Below are 19752 nucleotides of genomic sequence, written 5' to 3' on the forward strand. Positions count from 1 at the left end.
CTCCGGATTGACGCCATGCCTACCGATTCCGTCGTTCACCAGCTCGCGATCCGCGTGAGCAACCGCCTGCGCGACGAGCGCCTGATGCTCGTCACCGCCGAGTCGTGCACGGGCGGCATGGTCGCGACCGCGATCACCGACATCTCAGGCAGCAGCGGCTGGTTCGAGCGCGGCTTCGTCACGTATTCGAATCAGGCCAAGAGTGAAATGATCGGCGTGCCCGCGGACATGATCGACAAGTACGGCGCGGTCAGCGAGCAGGTGGCGCGCGCGATGGCGGAAGGCGCGCTGCGCAACAGCCGCGCCCAGGTATCGTTGTCGATCACGGGCGTCGCCGGGCCGGGCGGCGGCACGGAGACCAAGCCGGTCGGCATGGTGTCGTTCGGCTGGAGCAACCGGCTGCATACGTCGGTCGAAACGAAGATTTTCAAGGGCGACCGCGAACAAATTCGCGTGCAGGCCGCAGCGCACGCGCTGCGCGGCGTGCTCGCGCTGCTCGACGAGCGCGAACATTGAGTTTGGTTGAAGGCGGGAAGACGATGTCCGATTCGCACGCAGCCAGAGACGAACTGATCCGTCGCTTCGATCTGAAGCCGCATCCGGAAGGCGGATTTTTCAGCGAGACCTACCGGTCGGCGGAGCGCGTGAGCCGCGCAAGCGGGTCGGCCGAAACGCGTTCGGCGTCCACGGCGATCTACTATCTGTTATGCGACGGCGCGCATTCGGCGTGGCACCGGATCAAATCCGACGAGGTCTGGCATTTCTATGCGGGCGAACCGCTGCACGTTCACGTGCTGGACGAGTCGGGCGCCCTCGTTACACATCGGCTCGGCAACGCGTTGACTCATCGCGGCACGGTGTTTCAGGCTGTGGTGCCGGCCGGTTTGTGGTTCGCCGCCGAATGTGCAGATCCGGCGGCGTTCGCGCTCGTGGGCTGCACGGTAGCGCCCGGTTTCGAGTTCAGTGAATTCGAGCTTGCGGATGTGGATGCATTGAAAGCGCAATACCCGCAGCATGCCGCGCACATCGAGCGGCTTGGGCCGGCTGCGGACTAAGCCGGCCCCTTCACCAACTCACTCCTGATTCAACGGAATGCGTTGATCCGGTCGCGCGTCTCCATGGCGGCCTTCGCTGCCGCTTGAGCGAAATCCTCGCCCTTGCCTGCATAGATGATCGCGCGCGACGAGTTGATCAGCATGCCCGTGCCGTTGGCGGTGCGGCCCGCGCTCACGGTCGCCTGCACGTCGCCGCCCTGCGCGCCGATGCCGGGAATCAGCAGCGGCATATCGCCGACAATTCCGCGCACCACTTCGATTTCCTTCGGGAAAGTCGCGCCGACCACGAGAGCCAACTGACCGCTCGCATTCCACTTTTCCGCCGCCAGTTGCGCGACGACCTGATACAGCGGACGGCCCCCCGTTTCCATGAATTGCAGGTCGGAGCCGCCCGCGTTCGACGTGCGGCACAGTACGATCACGCCTTTGCCTTCATGCTGCAAATACGGCTCGATCGAATCGAAGCCCATGTACGGATTCACCGTCACCGCGTCCGCCCGGTAGCGTTCGAACGCCTCGCGCGCGTATTGCTCCGCAGTGCTGCCGATGTCGCCGCGCTTCGCGTCGAGAATGACCGGCAAGCCCGGATGATGTGCGTGAATGTGTGCGATCAGCTGCTCGAGCTGGTCTTCCGCGCGATGCGCCGCGAAGTAGGCGATTTGCGGTTTGAACGACGACGCGTACGGTGCAGTCGCGTCGACGATCTCGCGGCAGAAGTCGAAGATCGCGTCGGCACGGCCGGCGAGCGCGCCCGGAAACTTGCTGGGCTCCGGATCGAGGCCGACGCACAGCAGCGAGTTAGTGCGCTGCCACGCGTCGTTGAGTGTCTGGATGAAGTTGGACATGGTGGGTCTCGCGGCGAGCCGGTAGTCGGAAGAGGCGCGTATTTTACCTGTCCGGCGTGGGCGGGCGGCGCGGCTCGCTTCACTGTCCATCGCTCCGTCCAGCGCGAGCCCTTCGAGGCGCCGCGAGTCACCGGACCGCGCCCTATTGCCGACGCCGCGATCCTCGCGCGCCCGGCATCGAACGCAAACCGGTACGTTCAACGGTAAAGCGGAACGTCCGCACGAGTTGCTCGCCACACCCAAGCAGCGTCATGCCGTTTTCGCATGCGCCGCCGGCAAGATTCATCGCGTTGATCGGATGATCGACGGGCTCGAAGCAGAAGAAATCCTCGCCAGGAGGCGTGTACAGCACGTAGTAATCGGTGTCGGCGGCAATGTTCAGCGACAGCCGGCGCTTGGGCCACACCACGGCCGCCTGCCCGCTCCAGCCAGTGAATGCATGATTGACGATGGTTTCCGGCAGCGGATAAGCGACGCCGAACTGCCAAGCCGGCGGCGCCTGCACGTGGCGGACCGGCAGCCAGTCGTCGCCGGCGAGCCATAGACCGCCTGCCGCAGCCGACAACTCGGTGTCGGCGTCGCGCACGAAAAACGGATGCACGCCGAGCCCGAAAGGCAACGCCTCGCGGCCCGCGTTCTCGATTTCGAGCGTGATGACGAGCGACGGGCCGTCCAGCTTGTAGGTCTGCGCCGCGCGAAACGCGTACGGCTTGCCGTCACGGCGATCGAGCGTGAGCCGCACATTCTCCCGGTCTGAATCGACGACATGCCACGCCGACTGCCAGCCGTCGCCGTGAATCGGAAACGGCTCGTCCGCGCGATTGCACGCCACGTCGACGCGCCGCCCTGCGAAATTGAAGTGCCCGCCGCCGATCCGGTTCGAATACGGCAGCAGCGGATAACAGGCGAGTTCGTTCGGTTGCGTGTCGGCGGCAACATGGCGGCAGCGACGGAAAATGGGCGTGAGCGCGCCGTCGTCGCGCCAGTCGAAGCGCGTGATTCCGCCACCCAGCGTCGGTGCAACGTCGAGACGCAAATGCGCATTGGCGAGCGTGATGCACGCGACGTCGCCGGCCGAGGTCTCACCGACCGCTACCGCCGACGTGCTCGGCCCCGGCAACACCGGATTGGCCGCCGCCGCGAGTCGCGAGCGCCGGCTCTGAGCGCTTTGTGATGTTTGGGACGAGGCGGAAACAGGATTCGCAACAGTCATATCTGCTCCTTCGAGAGGCTGGGACGTTGCCGTCGTGGCTGACGGGTGCTGTCGGGCGATTTTCTTGAACAGGTCGCCTCTGGTCCGAACTGCTTGCTGCCGTTTTGCGCGGAATGCCCGGTTGTTGCTGGTTTCTGTCAAGCACGGCTCGTCACTGCAGCCGCGCGCTTCCGGTCACTGCATCGACTGCGAAGCTGCGTCATTCTGCGCTACGCTGGCGCGCCCTGGAACATCGGCTCCGGCAAACCGCGCCGCGCAGGTGTCGCGATGAACACGCCGCCTGCCCGCAAATCGCCGGCGAGCGCCGCTGCGTCGAGACCGACGCGCGCACTCGTGATGTACAGCGTGCCCAGTTGCGCGCCGCCGAGCGCGACGCAACTCGGCTGCGCCGTGGGCACTTCCACGCGCTCCGTTTCGACACCGTCGGCGCCGTAACGCACGACGCGTCTGCCGCCCCATTGCGCGTTCCACAAGCCGCCATCGCGATCGACAGTCGAGCCGTCGGGCTCGCCAGTGGCGTCGGCGAGGCGCACGAACAGCCGGTCGTTGGCGATGCCGCCGTCCGCACGATAGTCGCACGCGCGGATCTCACGCGTGGGCGAGTCGCAGAAATACATCGTCGAGCCGTCGGGACTGAACGCGATGCTGTTGGAAATGGCCGGCGCGGGCAGCGGCAGACGCTCCAGCGACAGGTCGTGATTGAGCCGGTAGAACCCGCCGATCGCCTGCAACGGCGAGCCTTCGTCTTTCGTGCCGAACACGAAACGGCCCTGACGGTCGCAGCGACCGTCGTTCACCCGCGTGTTCATGCCCGCTTCCACATCGACGATGTGCCGCGTCTGTCCCGTCGCAATGTCGAAAAAGGCCAGATGCGAGGCAAGGCCAAGCAACAGGTAATGCGGATCGGCACACAGCGCGAACGTGGCGAGACGCTCGGGCATCGGCCAGAAAGTGCTCCGGCCGTCGCTCGGGTCGTAGCGCCACAAACGCGCGCCTTCGATATCCGTCCAGTAGAAGCGGCCGGTTCTCGCGCACCATGTCGCGCCTTCGCCCAACGTGCACTTGGTGTCGAGCAGCAGCGCCGCGCTTTTCGCAGGTTGCGCACCGGCGTGTGAGCGCGCGCTTGCCGTCATGCCCAGCCTCCGTCCACGACGATGTCCTGCGCGGTGATCATTCTGCTGTCGTCGGCGGCGAGGAACAGCGCCATGCGGGCGAGGTCGTCCGGCATGAGTTCCGCGTCGATGCACTGCCCTTCCTTGATCGCACGGCGGCCCGCGTCGTCGAGCCACAGGCGCTTCTGCTTTTCCGTCATCACCCAGCCCGGCACCAGCGTGTTCACGCGAATGTTGAAGTGCCCCAGGTCGCGTGCGAGACCGCGGGTCAACCCCTGCACCGCCGATTTCGACATCACGTACACCGGATAACCGCCGTTCTTCAACATCCAGCTAATCGACCCGAGATTGATGATCGAACCGCTGTTCGCGGCTTTCATGTCTTCCATCACCGCTTGCGCGGCAAAGAACTGGTGACGGATGTTCACCGCGATGCCCGCGTCGAAAGATTCGCGCGTGACTTCGCCGATCGTGTGACGCTTGTCGTTCGCTGCATTGTTCACGAGCGCCTGAATCGGGCCGAGGGCGGCTTTCACGTCGGCGATCGCTTTTTGCAGCGCGTCGACGTCGGTCAGATCGCAGGGCAGGAAAAGCGGCTTGTGCTTCGAGTCGCCGAGTTCGTCCGCCAGCGCTTCGCCCGCGGTTGCGTCGATATCGAAGAACGCAACGCGCGCGCCCTGCGCCGCGAAATGCTCGACAAACGATGCGCCGATTCCGGTCGCGCCGCCCGTAATCAACACTGTGCGGTCGACAAGACTAGGGTAGCGCGCGAATGCGTTGTTCGCGAGACGCTCGTTTGCATTGGCCGGAGACGACATCGTTCGATTCCTTTTTGAGCGAGATGGTTAAGCCGCGATTAGTCGCGCGAACCGCGGTTCTTCAACTGGTCGAGCAGCACGGCGGCGAGCAGGATCGCGCCACGCACGAGGTACTGATAGAACGCGTCGATGTTCATCAGGTTCATTACGTTCTCGACGGTGCCCATGATCAGCACGCCGATCACGACGCCGGAGATCGTCGCACGCCCGCCGAGCAGCGACACGCCGCCGAGCACGCACGCCGAGATCACGTTCAGTTCGAAGCCTTGCGCGGCATTCGGCTGTCCCGACGTGATCCGCGACGCCAGGATCACACCTGCGAGCGCGGTGACGGCGCCCTGAATCAGGAAGATGTACACGCGCGTGCGCTCGACGTTGATACCGGCGAGCCGCGACGCTTCCGGATTGCCGCCGATCGCAAGCGTGTTGCGGCCATACACGGTCTGATTCAGCATCACGCCGAACACGATAAAGCACAGCAGCGTGACCCAGATCGGCAACGACACGCCGAAGAAGCTCAAGCCGCCCAGCGCAATGAACGTATCCGACGACACACCCACCGCCTGACCGTGCGACACGATAAAGCCGAGGCCGCGCACGATTTCCATCGTTGCGAGCGTGGTGATCAGTGCGTTGATGCGCAGATACGCGATCACCGCGCCGTTGACGAAGCCGATCACCGCGCCTGCCGCCACTGCGGCAACGATTGCGATAAACGTATTGTCAGTCGCGTTGAGCACCATCGCGCACAACACGCCGGCAAACGCGACGGTCGATCCGATCGACAAGTCGAAATCTCGCGACGCGAGACAGAACATCATCGTGCACGCGACCATGCCGATCTGCGAAATGGACAGCGCGAGGCCGAGCATGTTCTCGATCGAGAAGAAGTGGTCGACGGTCAGCGACATCGTCACGAACATCACCACGAAGATCAGGATCAGGCTGTACTCGGTGATTTGCTGCCACCACTTCGCCTTGTCGCTCGTCTGCGGGATCAGCGCCTCAGCCGCGCTCTTGGCGGCCTGTTGCGCGAGGTTTTCTCTAGCTTGCATGATGAAGACTCCTCCCGTTCCCCACGGGTTGCCGGACTTTCGTCCAATGATGTTCAGGCCGCCTGTTGAGCGGCGGTTCCGGTTGCGGGCAGTGCGGTCGAGCTTTGCGGCAATGCGAGGCTCAACACCGCTTGTTCCGTTGCATCCTTGCGCGACAGTTCGCCGGCAATTCGGCCCTGGCGCATCACGACGATGCGGTCGGACACGCCCAGCACTTCGGGCAGTTCGGACGAAATCATCACGATCGCGCAGCCGCGTTCGGCAAGCTGGTAAATCACGTTATAAATTTCGTGCTTCGCGCCCACGTCGATGCCGCGAGTCGGTTCGTCGAGAATCACGACCTTCAGATCGGGTTCGGCGAGCCAGCGCGACAGAATCGCCTTCTGCTGATTGCCGCCCGAAAGAAAGCGGATCTTCTGGCGGCGGCTCGGCGTCTTGATCTTCAGCAGCTTGATGAAGCGGTCCGCGGTTTCCGCTTCTTTCTTGCGATCGAGGAAAACGCCCGCGCGCAGATAGTGACGGCGGCAACTGATGTTGATGTTCTCCGACACCGTCGCCATCGCGACAATGCCTTCTTCCTTCCGGTCTTCCGGACACAGTACGATGCCGTGGCGAATCGCTTCGCCGGCGCTTTTCACCCGGATCGTCTTGCCGTCGAGCACCAGTTCGCCGCCCTTCTTATGCTCGGTGCCGTAGACGAGATGCATCAGTTCGCTGCGGCCTGCGCCCACCAGACCGAAGAAGCCGACAATTTCGCCGCGCCGCACTTCGAAGCTGGCTGGCTGCGAGAGCGCATGGCCTTCGATCGCTTTCGCCGCGAAACGCACTTCGCCGAGCGGCCGCTCCGAATAGTTGTAAATGTCCGAGATCTCACGACCCACCATTTCGCTGACGATGGTGTCGCGCGACACGCCTTCGAGCGTCGGATGCGAAGCGATCTTGCGACCGTCACGGAAAATCGTGCACGCGTCGCAGAGTTCGTAAATTTCGTCCATGCGATGCGAGATGTAGATCATCGCGCGGTTGTCGGCGCGCAGATCGCGCACCAGCTTGAACAGCACTTCGGTTTCACGATGCGACAGCGAACTCGTCGGTTCGTCGAGCGCGATCACGCGAGCGTTGCGCAGCAATGCCTTGCAGATTTCCACCATCTGCCGTTGCGCGATGGAGAGCTTGCGCAGCTTCGCGTTCGGATCGAGCGCGACGCCCATTGCTTCGAGACGCTCACGCACGAAGCGCTTCGCATCGCGCTTGTTGACCCAGCCGAACGAATTCGGCAACTGGCCGAGCAGCAGATTTTCCGCGACGGTCAGATCGGGCACGTACTGCAATTCCTGGTGAATCACCGCGATACCCGCCGCGATCGACGAAGCCGCGCTCGTAAAGCGCACTTCTTTTCCGTCGATCATCACGCGGCCCGAGTCGGGCTGATATTCACCGCCGAGTATCTTCAGCAGGGTCGATTTCCCTGCGCCGTTTTCGCCCATCAGGCCGTGCACCTGGCCGACGTTGACGTCGAAGGACACACCGTCGAGCGCGCGCACGCCTGGAAAGACTTTGCCGATATTGTCAAAACGTAGCGTCGCTGACACTTCGCCTCCTCGCTGTTTCATCTCGACCGCGCCTCGCTGGGCGTCGTACTTCGACACCTGCAACGCACGGCCTATGTCCTGTTGCTCATGTTCCGTTTCAGTTGCCGGCGCGCGCACCGTAAGCGACGCGCCGGCAATCCTTCATTGCAGCGCGCGTTACTTCGAAGCAAGCCCCATCTTCTCGCGCACTTCACCGACGTTCTCACGCGTGGCCAGCATGCCGGTCGTCAGCGTGAGCGGGGGCGGCGCCTTGCCTTGCGTGATCCAGTCGTACATCAGCGTCGCTGTTTCTTCGCCATGGCGCTTCGGGCTGATGATGACCGTGCCGAAGAAGCCCGTCGGGTTCGGCTTCTTGAACTCGTTCAACGCCGAATCCGAACCGCCGATACCGATGCCGATCATGTTGTCGGCCTTGAAGCCGCGCCCTTCCGCTGCGCGGACCGCGCCGAGCACGCCTTCGTCGTTCAGCGCGTACGCGACCCAGTGCTTGAACTGCGGGTTCTTCGTCAGCGCAATGTTGGCGGCGTTGAACGCGTTTTCCGTGTCGGTCTTCGCTTGCGGCGCGGCGATCACGTTCGCTTTCGGGAAGCCGGCGGCGAGCAGCGCGTCGGTTGCGCCGCTCGTGCGGTCATGCGCGGTCGGCAGTTGTTCGTAGGTCACGTCGATCGCGCCCACGTCCTTCATGTCCCAGCCGCGCTTCTTGATTTCCGCGGCCAGACCGTCGCCGACCTGCTTGCCGATGTTGTACGCCGAGATGCCCATGTGCGGCACCGACGCGATCGGCTTGCCCGCGCCGTCGACCAGGCGGTCGTCCACCGTCATCATCTTCAGGCCGTCGGCTTTCGCTTTGGCGACGATGCCCGGTCCGAGCTTCACGTCAGGCGTGCAGATCACGAAGCCTTGCGCCTTTTGCGCCGACAGGTTGTCGATCGCGCTCATCACTTTCTCGCCCGACGGCGCGCCGATCTTCACCAGCGTGAAGCCCTTTTCCTTGGCGGCAATTTCGGCGAACTTCCACTCGTCCTGGAACCACGGTTCTTCCGGCTGCTTGACGAGGAAACCGATCTTGACCGGATCGGCGGCTTGCGCGACCGGCGCGTTGAAGACCACACCCGCCGCCGCTGCTGCCAGCGTGAGGAAAATTCTACGTTTCATGTTGCGTGTCTCCTGACTAATTGATAACGAGAAGGTATCGGCCGCGTCTTCTTGTACCGGTTGTGACACACGCGGCCAGCGCGTCGTCCGGTGAAACGGTGCTACGTTTTTCTGGTTCGCTTTGTACTGCGTTTCTTTTTTGCTTTGCTGCTTGTTTGTTGGCCGGTTGCTGCCCCAGTCGCCGGCTCAATCGTGATAAAGCACGGAGCGGCCGCCGTCGACGGTGATACACGTGGCGTTGATGAACGGCGCTTCATCCGACGCGAGAAACACCGCCGTCATCGCTACTTCTTCCGGGCGGCCGATGCGTTTCATCGGCTGCAAATCCATCGTCGCCTGCCGGGCGGCGGCCGGGTCCGGCTGTTCGTTCCACCAGTCATGCGTCAACTGGGTTTCGATGTAGCCAGGCGCGATTGCGTTGACCCGCACGTTGCGCGGCGCGTACTCGATGCCGAGCGCGCGCGTGAGGCCAATCACGCCATGCTTCGCGACCGGGTACGGAAAACAGCCCGGAATGATCTTGAACGCATGCGTCGACGCGATGTTCACGATGCTGCCCGCGCCGCGTTCGACCATCCCCGGCAATACCGCGCGGCAGCCGTTCCAGACGCCGTCGAGATCGACCGCAAAGCAGCGGCGCCAGTCGTCGTCGGTCATGGTCAGCGGGTCGCAAAACACGTTGATGCCCGCGTTGTTCACCAGCACGTCGAGCGGTCCAAGCTTTTTTTCCGCTTCGCTCACCGCGTGCTGGACCGAAGCCGATTGCGTGACGTCCGTATGCACCGCCAACACGCGCGCCCCGGTTTCCGAACTGATCTGCTGCGCCGTCTGCCGCGCCGTGTCGATGTCGAGTTCGGCAAGCGCCACCGCTGCGCCTTCGCGCGCAAACGCAAGGGCAATCGCCGCGCCGATGCCGCGCCCTGCGCCGGTGACTAATGCGACTTTGCCCGCCAGGCGTGTCATTTCTTCGCACCCGCGCGCGCAACGCGCAATCCGTTGATAAAGGCTTTCGCGTGCGAAGCCGTCACCGCCGCGCTCTGGCCCGGCTTATAGAGCGCAGAGCCGAGACCGAAGCCGTTCGCGCCGGCGCTCAGAAACGGTCCCATGTTGTCAGGTGCGATGCCGCCGACCGGCACGAGCGGCACCTGCGCCGCGATCACCGCGCGCCAGGCCTTCACCACATGGCAGCCGAGTTGTTCGGCCGGGAACATCTTCAATACGTCCGCGCCGTTTTTTAGCGCGATGAACGCTTCAGTCGGCGTGGCGACACCGGGCGCGCAGGCCATGCCTTGTGCTTTGGCGGCGACGATAACGTCCGGATCGCTGTGCGGCATCACGATCAGTTCACCGCCGGCCGACTTCACGTCCTTGACGAAACTCGGATGCAACACCGTGCCCGCACCGACGATCGCATCGGCGGGCAGCGCCTTGCGGATTGCCGCAATGCTGTCGAACGGCTGCGGCGAATTCAGCGGCACTTCGACGATGCGAAAGCCGGCTTCGTACAGCGCCTGTCCGTGTTCCGCCGCATCGGCGGGCGTCACGCCGCGCATGATCGCGATCAGCGGACATGCCTCGAACGCCGCGATCAAACCCGCGTGCGGCATGTACGGAGCGGGCAGATTGATGTGAGGTTGCATGTCGGTTCCTTGTTTCGTGGATGGCGGCGCGCTGACTAGCCGGCCTGCGCTGCGCGGGCGGCCGGGCTGACGAGCCCCGCCTGCGAAGCGACGCGCCACAGGCCGCGCTCGGTGGCCTGCTTGACGAGCTCGGCCTGCGTGCAGCCGAACCGCGCGAGCGCGACTCGATAGCGCTCGCACAACGCTTCGTTGCCGATCAGGCGCAGGCTTTGACCCGCGAGCGACCTTTGCTGCTGCTTCAGTACGGTTTCGAGGCCGGCCAGTTCATGCCCGATCAGCAGACCCGATAGGTAGTCCGGCTGCTGCTCGGGCGAAAGTTGTCCTGTTAGACCGAGCGTGCGCGAGCTGAAGACCGTCGCGAGCACGCCCGCCTGTCCCTTGTCGCGCGCGATGTTCACGCCGCGCAGAAACGCTTCGGAATCCGGACGGTCGGGCGTGACCATCGTGCGGCCGAGAATCGTGTGTTCGCGCAATGCGCCGAATACTTCGCCCGTCATGAACGTATGGAAACGTTCGATACGCCCGGCCTGCACCACCGCCCACTTCGCGTGCGTGCCGGGCAAGCCGATCAGCGCGCGCTTGCTGCTGTCCGCGTCGCGGGAATCCTCGCTTAATGCGCCGAAGATCTGCGTTTCTTCGCCGCGCATCACGTTGGGTAGCTCGCCGCGTTGCAGCACGCCGGGGATGATATGCAGTGTCGCGCCGCAAGCCGCCTTCACGCGGACGATGCCCGCTGCGAGCGCATCCGCATTCGCGGGCGCATCGACGTAGGGCGCTTCGAGCCAGCCTTGCGCGCTGCCGACCATGCCCGCAGCAATGACGGGTGCGCCGGGCGCGGCTTTGAGCCAGGCGCCGCAGGCGTCCTCGAATGCGGCGTCGAAACCGCCCTGCTCCGCGCTGCGAGGCAGGTTCATGATGCCGGCCGTCGATGCACGCGTCGCGAGCACGTTGCCGGACGCGTCGTACAGATATGCGCGCAGCGATGTAGTGCCCCAGTCGAGCGCGATCAGCGCTGCGCGACTGTTCGCATCGGCGTTTGCTTCTGCGTTTGTTTCGGCGTTCGCTGGCGCGCTCGCGGCGGCGGTGCCGACCGCGATTTGCGCGTCCGACGGAGTGGGAGAACCCGCGTGTTTCATCGCTTGATCCTGCGGGTTGTGGGTTGCGGGGCTCGCCAGCCGAGTTCTTCGGAGATCGCGCGCGCTTCGCGCTGCACGACCGGAATCAGCTCGTCCATGCGCTCGAGCGACATATAAGGGATCGTGCTGGCCACCGACAGCGCCGCGACAATCGCGCCCGACGCATCGCGCACCGGGGCCGCGACGCAGCGAATCGACGCTTCGTTTTCCTCGAGGTCGAACGTGTAGCCGCCGGCCGCGTAGTTCGTCATGCGCTGCATGAAAGTCTGCGCGTCGGGACGGTTGTCGGGCTTAAAGGTAACGCTGGCGAGCGCGCGTCGCGATGCGTCGAAAAGCGACTGCCAGTGCTCCGGCGTGAGATCGAGCATCATGGCCTTGCCGATACCGGTCGACGCCAGCGGCATCCGGTGACCGACGCGTGAGCGCATCTCGAGTCCGCGCGTGCCGGGAATCTTGTCGATGTAAAGCACGTCGTCGCCATCGCGCACGCCGAGGTGAATCGTGTCGAGCGTCTGTTCCGCCAGCGATTCGAGATGCGGACGAGCGACCGCGGTGAGCGGCATCTGTTCGAGCGCGATGGTGCCCAGTTCGATCAGCTTGGGGCCGAGCAGATAACCGCCTTGCACCTGGCGCAGGTAGCGCGCCTGCACGAGGCTGCTGACCAGCCGATGCGTGGTGCTGCGCGTCGTGCCGAGCGCGGCGCCGAAGGTGCGCAGATCGCGCACGCCGGCGGCGGCCGCTTCGAGAATCGCGAGGCCGCGCAGAAGCGTCTGCGTGCCGGCCTGTTGCGGCGTGATGTCGAGCAGCGTGCTCGGCAACGCAATTCCATTGACCACGGCGGCGGGCTGAGGCGTGGCGCGTGGCGCTTTGGCTGCGGGCATTGTGCGCGGCGTGGCGCTAGACGCGTCATGGTCGGCGTGTGGCGCCAGTTCGGCTTCGGCTGCGCTTTCGGCGTGGTTCGGCATCGCTTTATTCATGGCGATTCGCTTTTCGGTGGATTCTGCGCTTACAGCGCGGGGCCGGAGAGCGGGCCTTGGGGGTGCGCGGCGTGGGCGCGGGGGTGCTGCCTGAGGGCTTTGGTAGGCATGGTTTGGCTTGTCTCCGGTTTTTTTCGCTGTCGCAGAATTTTTGGGTTTCTGCTGTTGGAGTGGATTGTAGGGGGGTTTTTGAGAAAGCTCCAATATGTGATTTGTGTGGTCAGATAATGGGATTTGGTGTTGCCGCGGGCTTGTGGGTGGTGTTGGGGTTGGTGTTGAGGACCTTTGGCCTTTCCTTGAATTCGCGGTGGTCTATTGGCGTTGCCCCTGTGCGGGGCGGCACTTACTTTCTTTGCATGCCGCAAAGAAAGTAAGCAAAGAAAGCGGCTTCAAACCGCTAGCTCATAAGTGGGGCCCCTGGCTTGGAGGGGGTAGTGGTGCATCTGGAATCTGTGCTCTCGCACACTCCGCACCGGTGACAAGGCAGTCATACTTCCCGCCTCGCACTGCGTGCTCGCCGGATAGGTCCGCTTAGCACCAACGGCTCGCGATTGGCGCCGTCGCGGAGCGCAGGCAGTGACGTGGCGAGACAGACGGCGATGGGAAACGGGAAAAGAAGTTTGAACGGCAGCGGTTCTAAGAACGATCGCTGCGGCGCGCGAAGCGTCGCCGGAAGAATGACGGCCTTGTCACGGGGGCGGAGTGCGCGAGGGCACAGACTCCAGATGCACCGCTACCCCCTCCGAGCCAGGGGACCCGCTTATGAGCTAGCGGTTTGAAGCCGCTTTCTTTGCTTACTTTCTTTGCGGCATGCAAAGAAAGTAAGTGCCGCCCCGCACAGGGGCAACGCTAATAGACCACCGCGAATTCAAGGAAAGGCCAACGGGTTTCAAAACAACAACCGCAGACAAACAAACTCACTCGGGCAACTCAGCCGCCCCCATCCTCCGGGCAATCACCCTAGACCTCTGCGCCAGATACGCCGACCCGCGATGCTCGTCGTAATACTTCGGCTGCTGCAGCATGACCGCGAGCCGCGCCGACTGCGCCGCTGTCAACCCGCTCGCCGGCGTCTTGTAGTAATAACGCGCCGCCGCCTCGGCGCCATAAACGCCATTGGCCCACTCAACAGAGTTCAGGTAAATCTCGAAGATGCGCTCCTTGTTCATCAAGGTGTCCAGCATCCACGTGATGATCAGCTCCTGCGCTTTGCGTATATAGCTTTTCTCGCGCGACAGGAAGAGATTGCGCGCAAGTTGCTGCGTGATCGTCGAGCCGCCTCGAACGATCTTGCCCTTCGCCTTGTTGCGCTCCCACGCCTGCAGGATCGCATCGGTTTCGTAGCCGTTGTTGTTGACGAAGTTCGCGTCTTCGGAGGCAATGATCGCCCGCTTCAGATTGCGCGAAATCTGGTCGTACGGCACCCACGTGTGCTGCATCGAAAGACCAGGCTTCTCCTGCGACAAGCGCCACGCGTCGGAGCGCATGTAAGCCGTCGAGCGAGGGTTCACATAGTTCCACACCGCAATCTGCGCGAAGTAAAAGACCTGCGTCGCGAGCCACGCAAAGACGACCACGGCGACAAGATAAACGATCCATCGCGCCGGACCTGGCCGGCTCGTGCGTCGCGTGGCTGTCATCGTAGTGTCGGTCCTCGAGTTCGTGGGGCGTCTGACGAAAGCTGTCTAAGAATGCTGTCTCAGGCGTGCGACGGCGCCGTCAGCAACGCGCGCAATTCGGCCAGCACAGGAACGCTGTCAGGCCGCACGCCGCGCCACACGTAAAACGATTCTGCCGCCTGCTCGACCAGCATGCCGAGGCCGTCGGCGCCCCGCGCTCCGAGCTTTTGCGCGTGCTCCATGAACACCGTCGGATGCGCGCCGTACATCATGTCGTACGCAAGCGTGCCGTTGCCGAACGCGCCGTCGTCGCATTCCGGCAACGATGCCTCCAGACTGCCCGCAGTGGCATTCACGATCACGTCATATGCGCCCGGCTCTATCGCTCGCGCGTTGCCGCCGCTCAGACGGCACGCGACGCCGCTCGCGGCTTGTGCGAACTGATCGACCAGCGCCTCGGCCTTCGCGGCCGTCCGGTTGACGATGGTCAGCGTATGCGGCGCGCGCTCCAGCATGGGCAGCACGACGCCGCGCGCGGCGCCGCCTGCGCCGAGCAACAGAATGCGCGCCCCTTTCAACGACACGCCGAGATTCACCTCGATGTCGCGCACGAGACCGAAGCCGTCGGTATTGTCGCCATACACGCCGTTCGGATCGATACGCAAGGTATTCACCGCGCCCGCAGCGGCCGCACGCGGCGACAGACTGCTGGCGAATGCGTGCGCGTCGAGCTTGAACGGCACGGTCACGTTCAACCCGCGCCCGCCTGCTTCGATAAAGGCGCGCACGTGCGGCACGAAAGCGTCCACCGGCGCGAGCAACGCGCTGTATTCGACCGGCTCGCCCGTTTGCGCGGCAAACCGGCTGTGAATGAACGGCGACTTGCTATGGCCGACCGGATTACCGATCACCGCATAACGGTCTTTCATTTCGACCCCGCTCATCGACCCGGTTCCGTGATGCGCTGCTCGGCGGCGGCATCGCTCGAACCATTGTCGTTATCGACGCTGTCCGCCGAGGTTGCGCCGCTTTCCGCGCCGTCGACATCGGCTTCCGCTTGCGCCTCGGCTTCGCTTTCGGCGCTTTCATCGGACGCTTCGACGATTTCCTCCTCGCCCTCTTCCGCTTCGTCCGCGTCGTCGGCCTCATCAGCTTCGGCGCCGCTCGTGACAGTCGGCGCGTCGAGCACATGCAGAAGACGCACGGACGCCTCAACGGTCAACTCGTCGATCGACATCACCTCCATCTGGAGACGCGTGCCGCGCGCATGCACGCCGAGCCCCGGCACATGCAGCAGCAGCGGAATCTCTTCCAGCCGCACGAGGTCGCCCTTTACGACGGACGCCACCACCTGCTTGCGGTTTTCCTGCTTCAGCCAGCGCAGGCACCAGAAATATTCCATGCGACGCTGATGATCGGCGTACGCGCTGTACGTGTCGTCGAAACCTTGCACGACGGCGAACAGGTCGGCATCTTTGGGCTTGAACGGGGCGGCCAGCTTCGCGGTTACGCCGTGTTGGACGCAGGCGAGCAACTGCCACTGGTTCACCAGGTCGACGTAACGGCGCAGCGGCGACGTGCTCCACGCATATTGCGTGACGCCGAGCCCTTCGTGCGGCGCGGCGTTCGTCTGCATGCGAGTGCGCTTGGGGCCGGTGGGCGCGCCGAACGCGCGCTGTGTGCGATAGATGCCCGGCACGCCGTGGTCATGCAGAAACGCGCCCCATGACGAATTCGCCAGGATGGCCAGTTCGGCGACGATCGTGTCGAGCGGCGAACCGCGCCGCCGCGGCGTGATGGTGATGTGCTCGCCTTCGACGTAGAAGTTGAAGTCGGTATTCCTCTGCACCTCACGGCGCAGACCATAACCCGCGCGCGCAGCCTGACGCTTCTCGAACAGCGCCTGCGCGAACGGCCACAAAACGGCGATATCTTCCTTGTGCGGATAGTCGCCCGTGCCCGCAGCGAGCGCCTCTTCGGTGACCAGTTCGTCGAGTGTGTTGTGACGCAGATTGTTCTTCACGAACACGCGCTCCGCACGCGTTTCGCTCGCCACGATCTCCTGCGTCTCACGATTGACGATCACATACAGTGAAAGCGCCGGACGCAAGCCGCCTTCGGCGAGCGTGAACGCGTCCACCACGCTATCGGGCAGCATCGTGATCTTGTCGCCCGGCATGTAGACGGTCGACAAACGCGTACGCGCGATGGCGTCCACCTCGTCGCCGCGTTGAATGCCGAGCGCAGGCGCCGCAATGTGCACGCCGATCCGCACGCGACCGTCCGCGAGATGCTCGACGGAAAACGCGTCGTCGATCTCAGTGGTCGTAATGTCGTCGATGGAGAACGCCTGCACGTTGGCTTCGGGCAGATCGTCGGGCACGCTGCCAGGCGTGACAGGCGGAAAGCCGGTGCCGTGCGGGAAAAACTCCGACAGGAATCTGGCCTCGTGCAAAGCTCGCGCCGACGGAATAGCGCCGCATTCGAGCATCAGACGCGCTTGCGAAATGCCGCGCGCGGCCGCAGCGGCTTCGAGCGCCTTGTATTCGATCGTGTTCTTGTCCGGCTTGGTGAGCAACGCGAGCGCCGTCTTGCCGGTGAACGCCTCCGGCAAGCGGCCGGCCTTCAGTTCCTCTTCGTAGCCTTGCTGCACGAGCGCCTGCTGACGCTTACGCTCGAGGCCCGCGAGCGCCATTTTCAGCTGCTCCTGCGGCGCGCGTTGATACATGCCGCGGCCCTTGCGGCGGAAATATACCGGCGCACCGTGCATGCGCAGCACCAGCGCCGCGCGTTCGATTGCGCCGAAGCGCTCGCCGAAATATTCCGCACCAAGCGTGGCGAACGGAAATTCGTCGTCGGGCGCGCATTCCCACAGGAAGTCCAGGTCAATCTCCTGCGCAACGGCGTCGGCCTGCTGCATCAGTTCGGCCGCACCCGGCTTCTCGAATTCGATCAGCACGTCCTTCGCGCGCACCTTCGCGCGCCGGCCACCCGGCAACTCGACCTGAAACGCATCGCCTTGGCGCGACAGCACGCTGCCTGCCTTGAAACTTCCCGATTCCTCGAAGAAAACGTTCACTCAATACTCTCGTCTGACTTGCATCCGCCGGCGTGCACGGCACGGCAACGTATTCGTGATAATGGATCCGCTGCGCACGAGGCGCGCGCTGGCGGCATGAATCTAATAGTTGGCTGCGCTCCTGCTGATGGGGCGGTGCCATTTCGTCGGCGGCTTCGGTTTCGGGCCGGTTCTGCGAGCTTTCAAGCCCGCTCGCAACCGCACTCAGCGCTCAACTTCACTCCCCGCGCCGCACGCCTACTGACCGTCAAGCAGCCTCGCGTGGCGCCGGCGGCTCGACGTCTTCTGCGTCGCAAAACGCCAGTACGTCGTCGACATAGTCGGCGAACTCGCTGATCGCGTGGTCGCTCCCTTCGATCAGCGTAGTGCGCGCGCCGCGATAGTGCGCGAGCATTTCACGGTAGTCGAGGACTTCGTCGCCGGTCGCAGCCAGCAGATAATAACGTTCGGGGCGCGTGATGGACGTCACACTGAGCGCGCGCAGTTCGTCAAGATGATGCGGTTCGACGACGATGCTGCCGCCGCCGTGCCACAACGGCTGTTCGCCGAGATAGGCGCTCAAATCGCGCTGCGGCACGACCGCCGGATTCAGCAGCACGGCCGGCCAGCCGTGCTTTTCCGCCAGATACGTGGCGAAGTAGCCGCCGAGCGAACTGCCGATCACCGTCACGCGCTTTGTACCGGCGGCGGCCACGAGCGCCTCGGCGAGCGCGACCGTCTCAAACGGCGAGACGGGCAGCATCGGGCAGCACCATTCGTCGCTGCGGCCGAGCTCCACGAGCCGTGCCGCGAGCACGCGCGCCTTGAACGAATTGGGCGAAGAACGAAAACCGTGCAGATAAAGAATCACGAAGCGCCTCTCGCGGACAGGGCATCGAGCAGTTTCTGATGCACGCCGCCAAAGCCGCCGTTGCTCATCACCAGAATCTGATCGCCGGGGCGCGCTGCGTGGACCACGGCTTTCACGAGCGCGTCGAGATTGTCGAAGGCGTGCGCCTTGCCGCCGAGCGGCGCCAGCGCTTCGCCCAGGTTCCAGCCCAGCGCGTCGCGGCCGCTCGGTGCGCCGTAGCCGAACACGAGATCGGCGTCTGCGAGACTTGCCGGAAGTTGCGCCTTCATCACGCCGAGCTTCATTGTGTTCGAGCGCGGCTCCAGCACGGCGAGAATGCGCGTATTGTCGCGGCCCACACGCGCCCGCAGGCCAGCCACCGTGGTGTCGATCGCGGTTGGGTGATGTGCGAAGTCGTCGTACACCGTCACGCCGTCTACGCTGCCGCGCACTTCCATTCGCCGCTTCACGTTGCGAAAGCTCGACAGCGACTTGGCGGCCTGCGCCGGCGGCACGCCGACATGGCGCGCGGCGGCAATCGCAGCGAGTGCGTTCATACGGTTGTGCTCACCCTGCACCTGCCACTCGACCACGCCGACGCGCTCGGCGTTGTGATACACCGCAAAACGTTCGTCGACGGGCACACCGTCTTCCGCAGGCAGGGTTTCCCAGCCGCCCTGCACGCCGAAGCGCTCCACTTCGCTCCAGCAGCCGCGCGTCAGCACGCGTTCGAGCGGGTCTTCCCGGCCGTTCGTCACGACACGCCCAATGCGCGGCACCGTGCGGATCAGATGATGAAACTGCGTCTCGATAGCCGCCAGATCCGGGAAGATGTCGGCGTGATCGAATTCGAGGTTGTTCAGAACCGCGGTCTTGGGTCGGTAGTGGACGAACTTGGACCGCTTGTCGAAGAAGGCCGTGTCGTACTCGTCGGCTTCGATCACGAAGAAGCTGGAATCGGTGAGCCGCGCGGAGACGCCGAAATTCAGCGGCACACCGCCAATCAGAAAACCGGGATTCAGACCCGCGTCTTCTAGCAGCCATGTGAGCATGGAACTGGTGGTCGTCTTGCCGTGCGTACCGGCCACCGCGAGCACCCATTTGCCGTTCAGCACGTGTTCGCCGAGCCACTGCGGGCCGGACACATACGGCAGGCCGCGGTCGAGAATCGCTTCCATTAGCGGGTTACCGCGCGATACCACGTTGCCGATCACGAACAAGTCGGCGTTCAAACCGTTCAACTGGTCCGCGTCGTAACCCTCGATCAGACGGATGCCTTGCGCTTCGAGCTGCGTGCTCATTGGCGGATAGACGCCGGCGTCGCAGCCCGTCACCGTGTGGCCCGCGCCGCGCGCGAGGACCGCGAGACCGCCCATGAACGTGCCGCAGATACCGAGGATGTGGATATGCATAAGCCTGTCGTGCCGCGCGGGCGTTTTTTCCTGAAAGGCCCTTACCTGGCGGTTCGTGCCAGGCCCCCGAAGGGGCAAGAAAACTTGTGGGGCGGCCCGGCGTTTTCCTGAGAGGGATGGGAGAGCGGCGAGCGGCCAAAAGAGCCGTCCGCGAAGGACGTCATTGTAACCGACGCCTCCCGAACCCCTAAGCGGACTCGCCCGCTTTGGCTACG

Annotated in this window: 18 protein-coding genes; 2 read left to right on the top strand and 16 right to left on the bottom strand. The window is 64.0% G+C overall.

Annotated features, from left to right (window positions below; all coding sequences use genetic code 11):
• Positions 1 to 15 precede the first annotated feature (15 nt).
• Together J2W46_RS09145 and J2W46_RS09150 are read left to right on the top strand one after the other, a co-directional pair.
• Positions 16 to 516: a CinA family protein gene (locus J2W46_RS09145; RefSeq protein WP_088175741.1), complete on the top strand. Its 501-nt coding sequence runs from the start codon at positions 16 to 18 to the stop codon at positions 514 to 516.
• 23 nt (positions 517 to 539) lie between these two features.
• On the top strand, positions 540 to 1055 hold the full coding sequence (locus J2W46_RS09150; protein WP_310352961.1) for a cupin domain-containing protein: 516 nt from the start codon (positions 540 to 542) through the stop codon (positions 1053 to 1055).
• A 29-nt stretch (positions 1056 to 1084) separates the two neighbouring features.
• Here J2W46_RS09150 and pyrF read toward each other — a convergent pair whose 3' ends face one another.
• The 16 genes from pyrF to mpl form a co-directional block, all read right to left on the bottom strand.
• The gene (gene pyrF, locus J2W46_RS09155; protein ID WP_310352963.1) at positions 1085 to 1900 is read right to left on the bottom strand and encodes an orotidine-5'-phosphate decarboxylase; all 816 of its coding nucleotides are present in this window, start codon (positions 1898 to 1900) and stop codon (positions 1085 to 1087) included.
• Between the two features lie 142 nt (positions 1901 to 2042).
• Positions 2043 to 3113: an aldose 1-epimerase gene (locus tag J2W46_RS09160; protein ID WP_027779677.1), complete on the bottom strand. Its 1071-nt coding sequence runs from the start codon at positions 3111 to 3113 to the stop codon at positions 2043 to 2045.
• A gap of 209 nt (positions 3114 to 3322) precedes the next feature.
• Positions 3323 to 4246, bottom strand: a complete 924-nt coding sequence (locus tag J2W46_RS09165; RefSeq protein ID WP_310352969.1) for an SMP-30/gluconolactonase/LRE family protein — start codon at positions 4244 to 4246, stop codon at positions 3323 to 3325.
• A complete protein-coding gene (locus J2W46_RS09170; RefSeq protein ID WP_288825089.1) occupies positions 4243 to 5043 on the bottom strand; it encodes an SDR family NAD(P)-dependent oxidoreductase in 801 nt (266 codons plus the stop codon). Before J2W46_RS09170 ends, J2W46_RS09165 begins: the two co-directional genes overlap by 4 nt.
• A gap of 38 nt (positions 5044 to 5081) precedes the next feature.
• On the bottom strand, positions 5082 to 6098 hold the full coding sequence (araH, locus tag J2W46_RS09175; RefSeq protein ID WP_006051875.1) for an L-arabinose ABC transporter permease AraH: 1017 nt from the start codon (positions 6096 to 6098) through the stop codon (positions 5082 to 5084).
• A gap of 53 nt (positions 6099 to 6151) precedes the next feature.
• Positions 6152 to 7690: an L-arabinose ABC transporter ATP-binding protein AraG gene (gene araG / locus J2W46_RS09180; RefSeq protein WP_027805132.1), complete on the bottom strand. Its 1539-nt coding sequence runs from the start codon at positions 7688 to 7690 to the stop codon at positions 6152 to 6154.
• Between the two features lie 156 nt (positions 7691 to 7846).
• Positions 7847 to 8845, bottom strand: a complete 999-nt coding sequence (locus J2W46_RS09185; RefSeq protein WP_020071279.1) for an arabinose ABC transporter substrate-binding protein — start codon at positions 8843 to 8845, stop codon at positions 7847 to 7849.
• Positions 8846 to 9031: 186 nt separating this feature from the next.
• On the bottom strand, positions 9032 to 9808 hold the full coding sequence (locus tag J2W46_RS09190) for an SDR family oxidoreductase (RefSeq protein WP_310352974.1): 777 nt from the start codon (positions 9806 to 9808) through the stop codon (positions 9032 to 9034).
• A complete protein-coding gene (locus J2W46_RS09195; RefSeq protein ID WP_088175746.1) occupies positions 9805 to 10485 on the bottom strand; it encodes a 2-dehydro-3-deoxy-6-phosphogalactonate aldolase in 681 nt (226 codons plus the stop codon). Before J2W46_RS09195 ends, J2W46_RS09190 begins: the two co-directional genes overlap by 4 nt.
• 35 nt (positions 10486 to 10520) lie before the next feature.
• Positions 10521 to 11621 (bottom strand): 2-dehydro-3-deoxygalactonokinase, encoded by a 1101-nt coding sequence (locus tag J2W46_RS09200; RefSeq protein WP_310352977.1) that lies wholly within the window; start codon positions 11619 to 11621, stop codon positions 10521 to 10523.
• On the bottom strand, positions 11618 to 12598 hold the full coding sequence (locus J2W46_RS09205) for an IclR family transcriptional regulator (protein WP_310352980.1): 981 nt from the start codon (positions 12596 to 12598) through the stop codon (positions 11618 to 11620). The genes J2W46_RS09200 and J2W46_RS09205 overlap by 4 nt, the downstream gene beginning before the upstream one ends.
• Before the next feature lie 917 nt (positions 12599 to 13515).
• A complete protein-coding gene (gene mtgA, locus J2W46_RS09210) occupies positions 13516 to 14238 on the bottom strand; it encodes a monofunctional biosynthetic peptidoglycan transglycosylase (RefSeq protein ID WP_020071274.1) in 723 nt (240 codons plus the stop codon).
• 59 nt (positions 14239 to 14297) lie between these two features.
• Positions 14298 to 15161, bottom strand: coding sequence for a shikimate dehydrogenase (gene aroE / locus J2W46_RS09215; RefSeq protein ID WP_020071273.1), 864 nt, complete (start codon positions 15159 to 15161; stop codon positions 14298 to 14300).
• A complete protein-coding gene (locus J2W46_RS09220; RefSeq protein ID WP_310352985.1) occupies positions 15158 to 17296 on the bottom strand; it encodes a ribonuclease catalytic domain-containing protein in 2139 nt (712 codons plus the stop codon). The genes aroE and J2W46_RS09220 overlap by 4 nt, the downstream gene beginning before the upstream one ends.
• 247 nt (positions 17297 to 17543) lie before the next feature.
• Entirely contained in the window at positions 17544 to 18146 is a 603-nt protein-coding gene (locus J2W46_RS09225) for a YqiA/YcfP family alpha/beta fold hydrolase (RefSeq protein ID WP_110405903.1), read from the bottom strand.
• Complete coding sequence (gene mpl / locus J2W46_RS09230) at positions 18143 to 19615, bottom strand: UDP-N-acetylmuramate:L-alanyl-gamma-D-glutamyl-meso-diaminopimelate ligase (protein ID WP_374726815.1); 1473 nt, start codon at positions 19613 to 19615, stop codon at positions 18143 to 18145. The genes J2W46_RS09225 and mpl overlap by 4 nt, the downstream gene beginning before the upstream one ends.
• Positions 19616 to 19752 lie beyond the last annotated feature (137 nt).

Origin of the sequence: Paraburkholderia strydomiana (assembly GCF_031456815.1) — a bacterium.
Lineage (GTDB): Bacteria > Pseudomonadota > Gammaproteobacteria > Burkholderiales > Burkholderiaceae > Paraburkholderia > Paraburkholderia caledonica.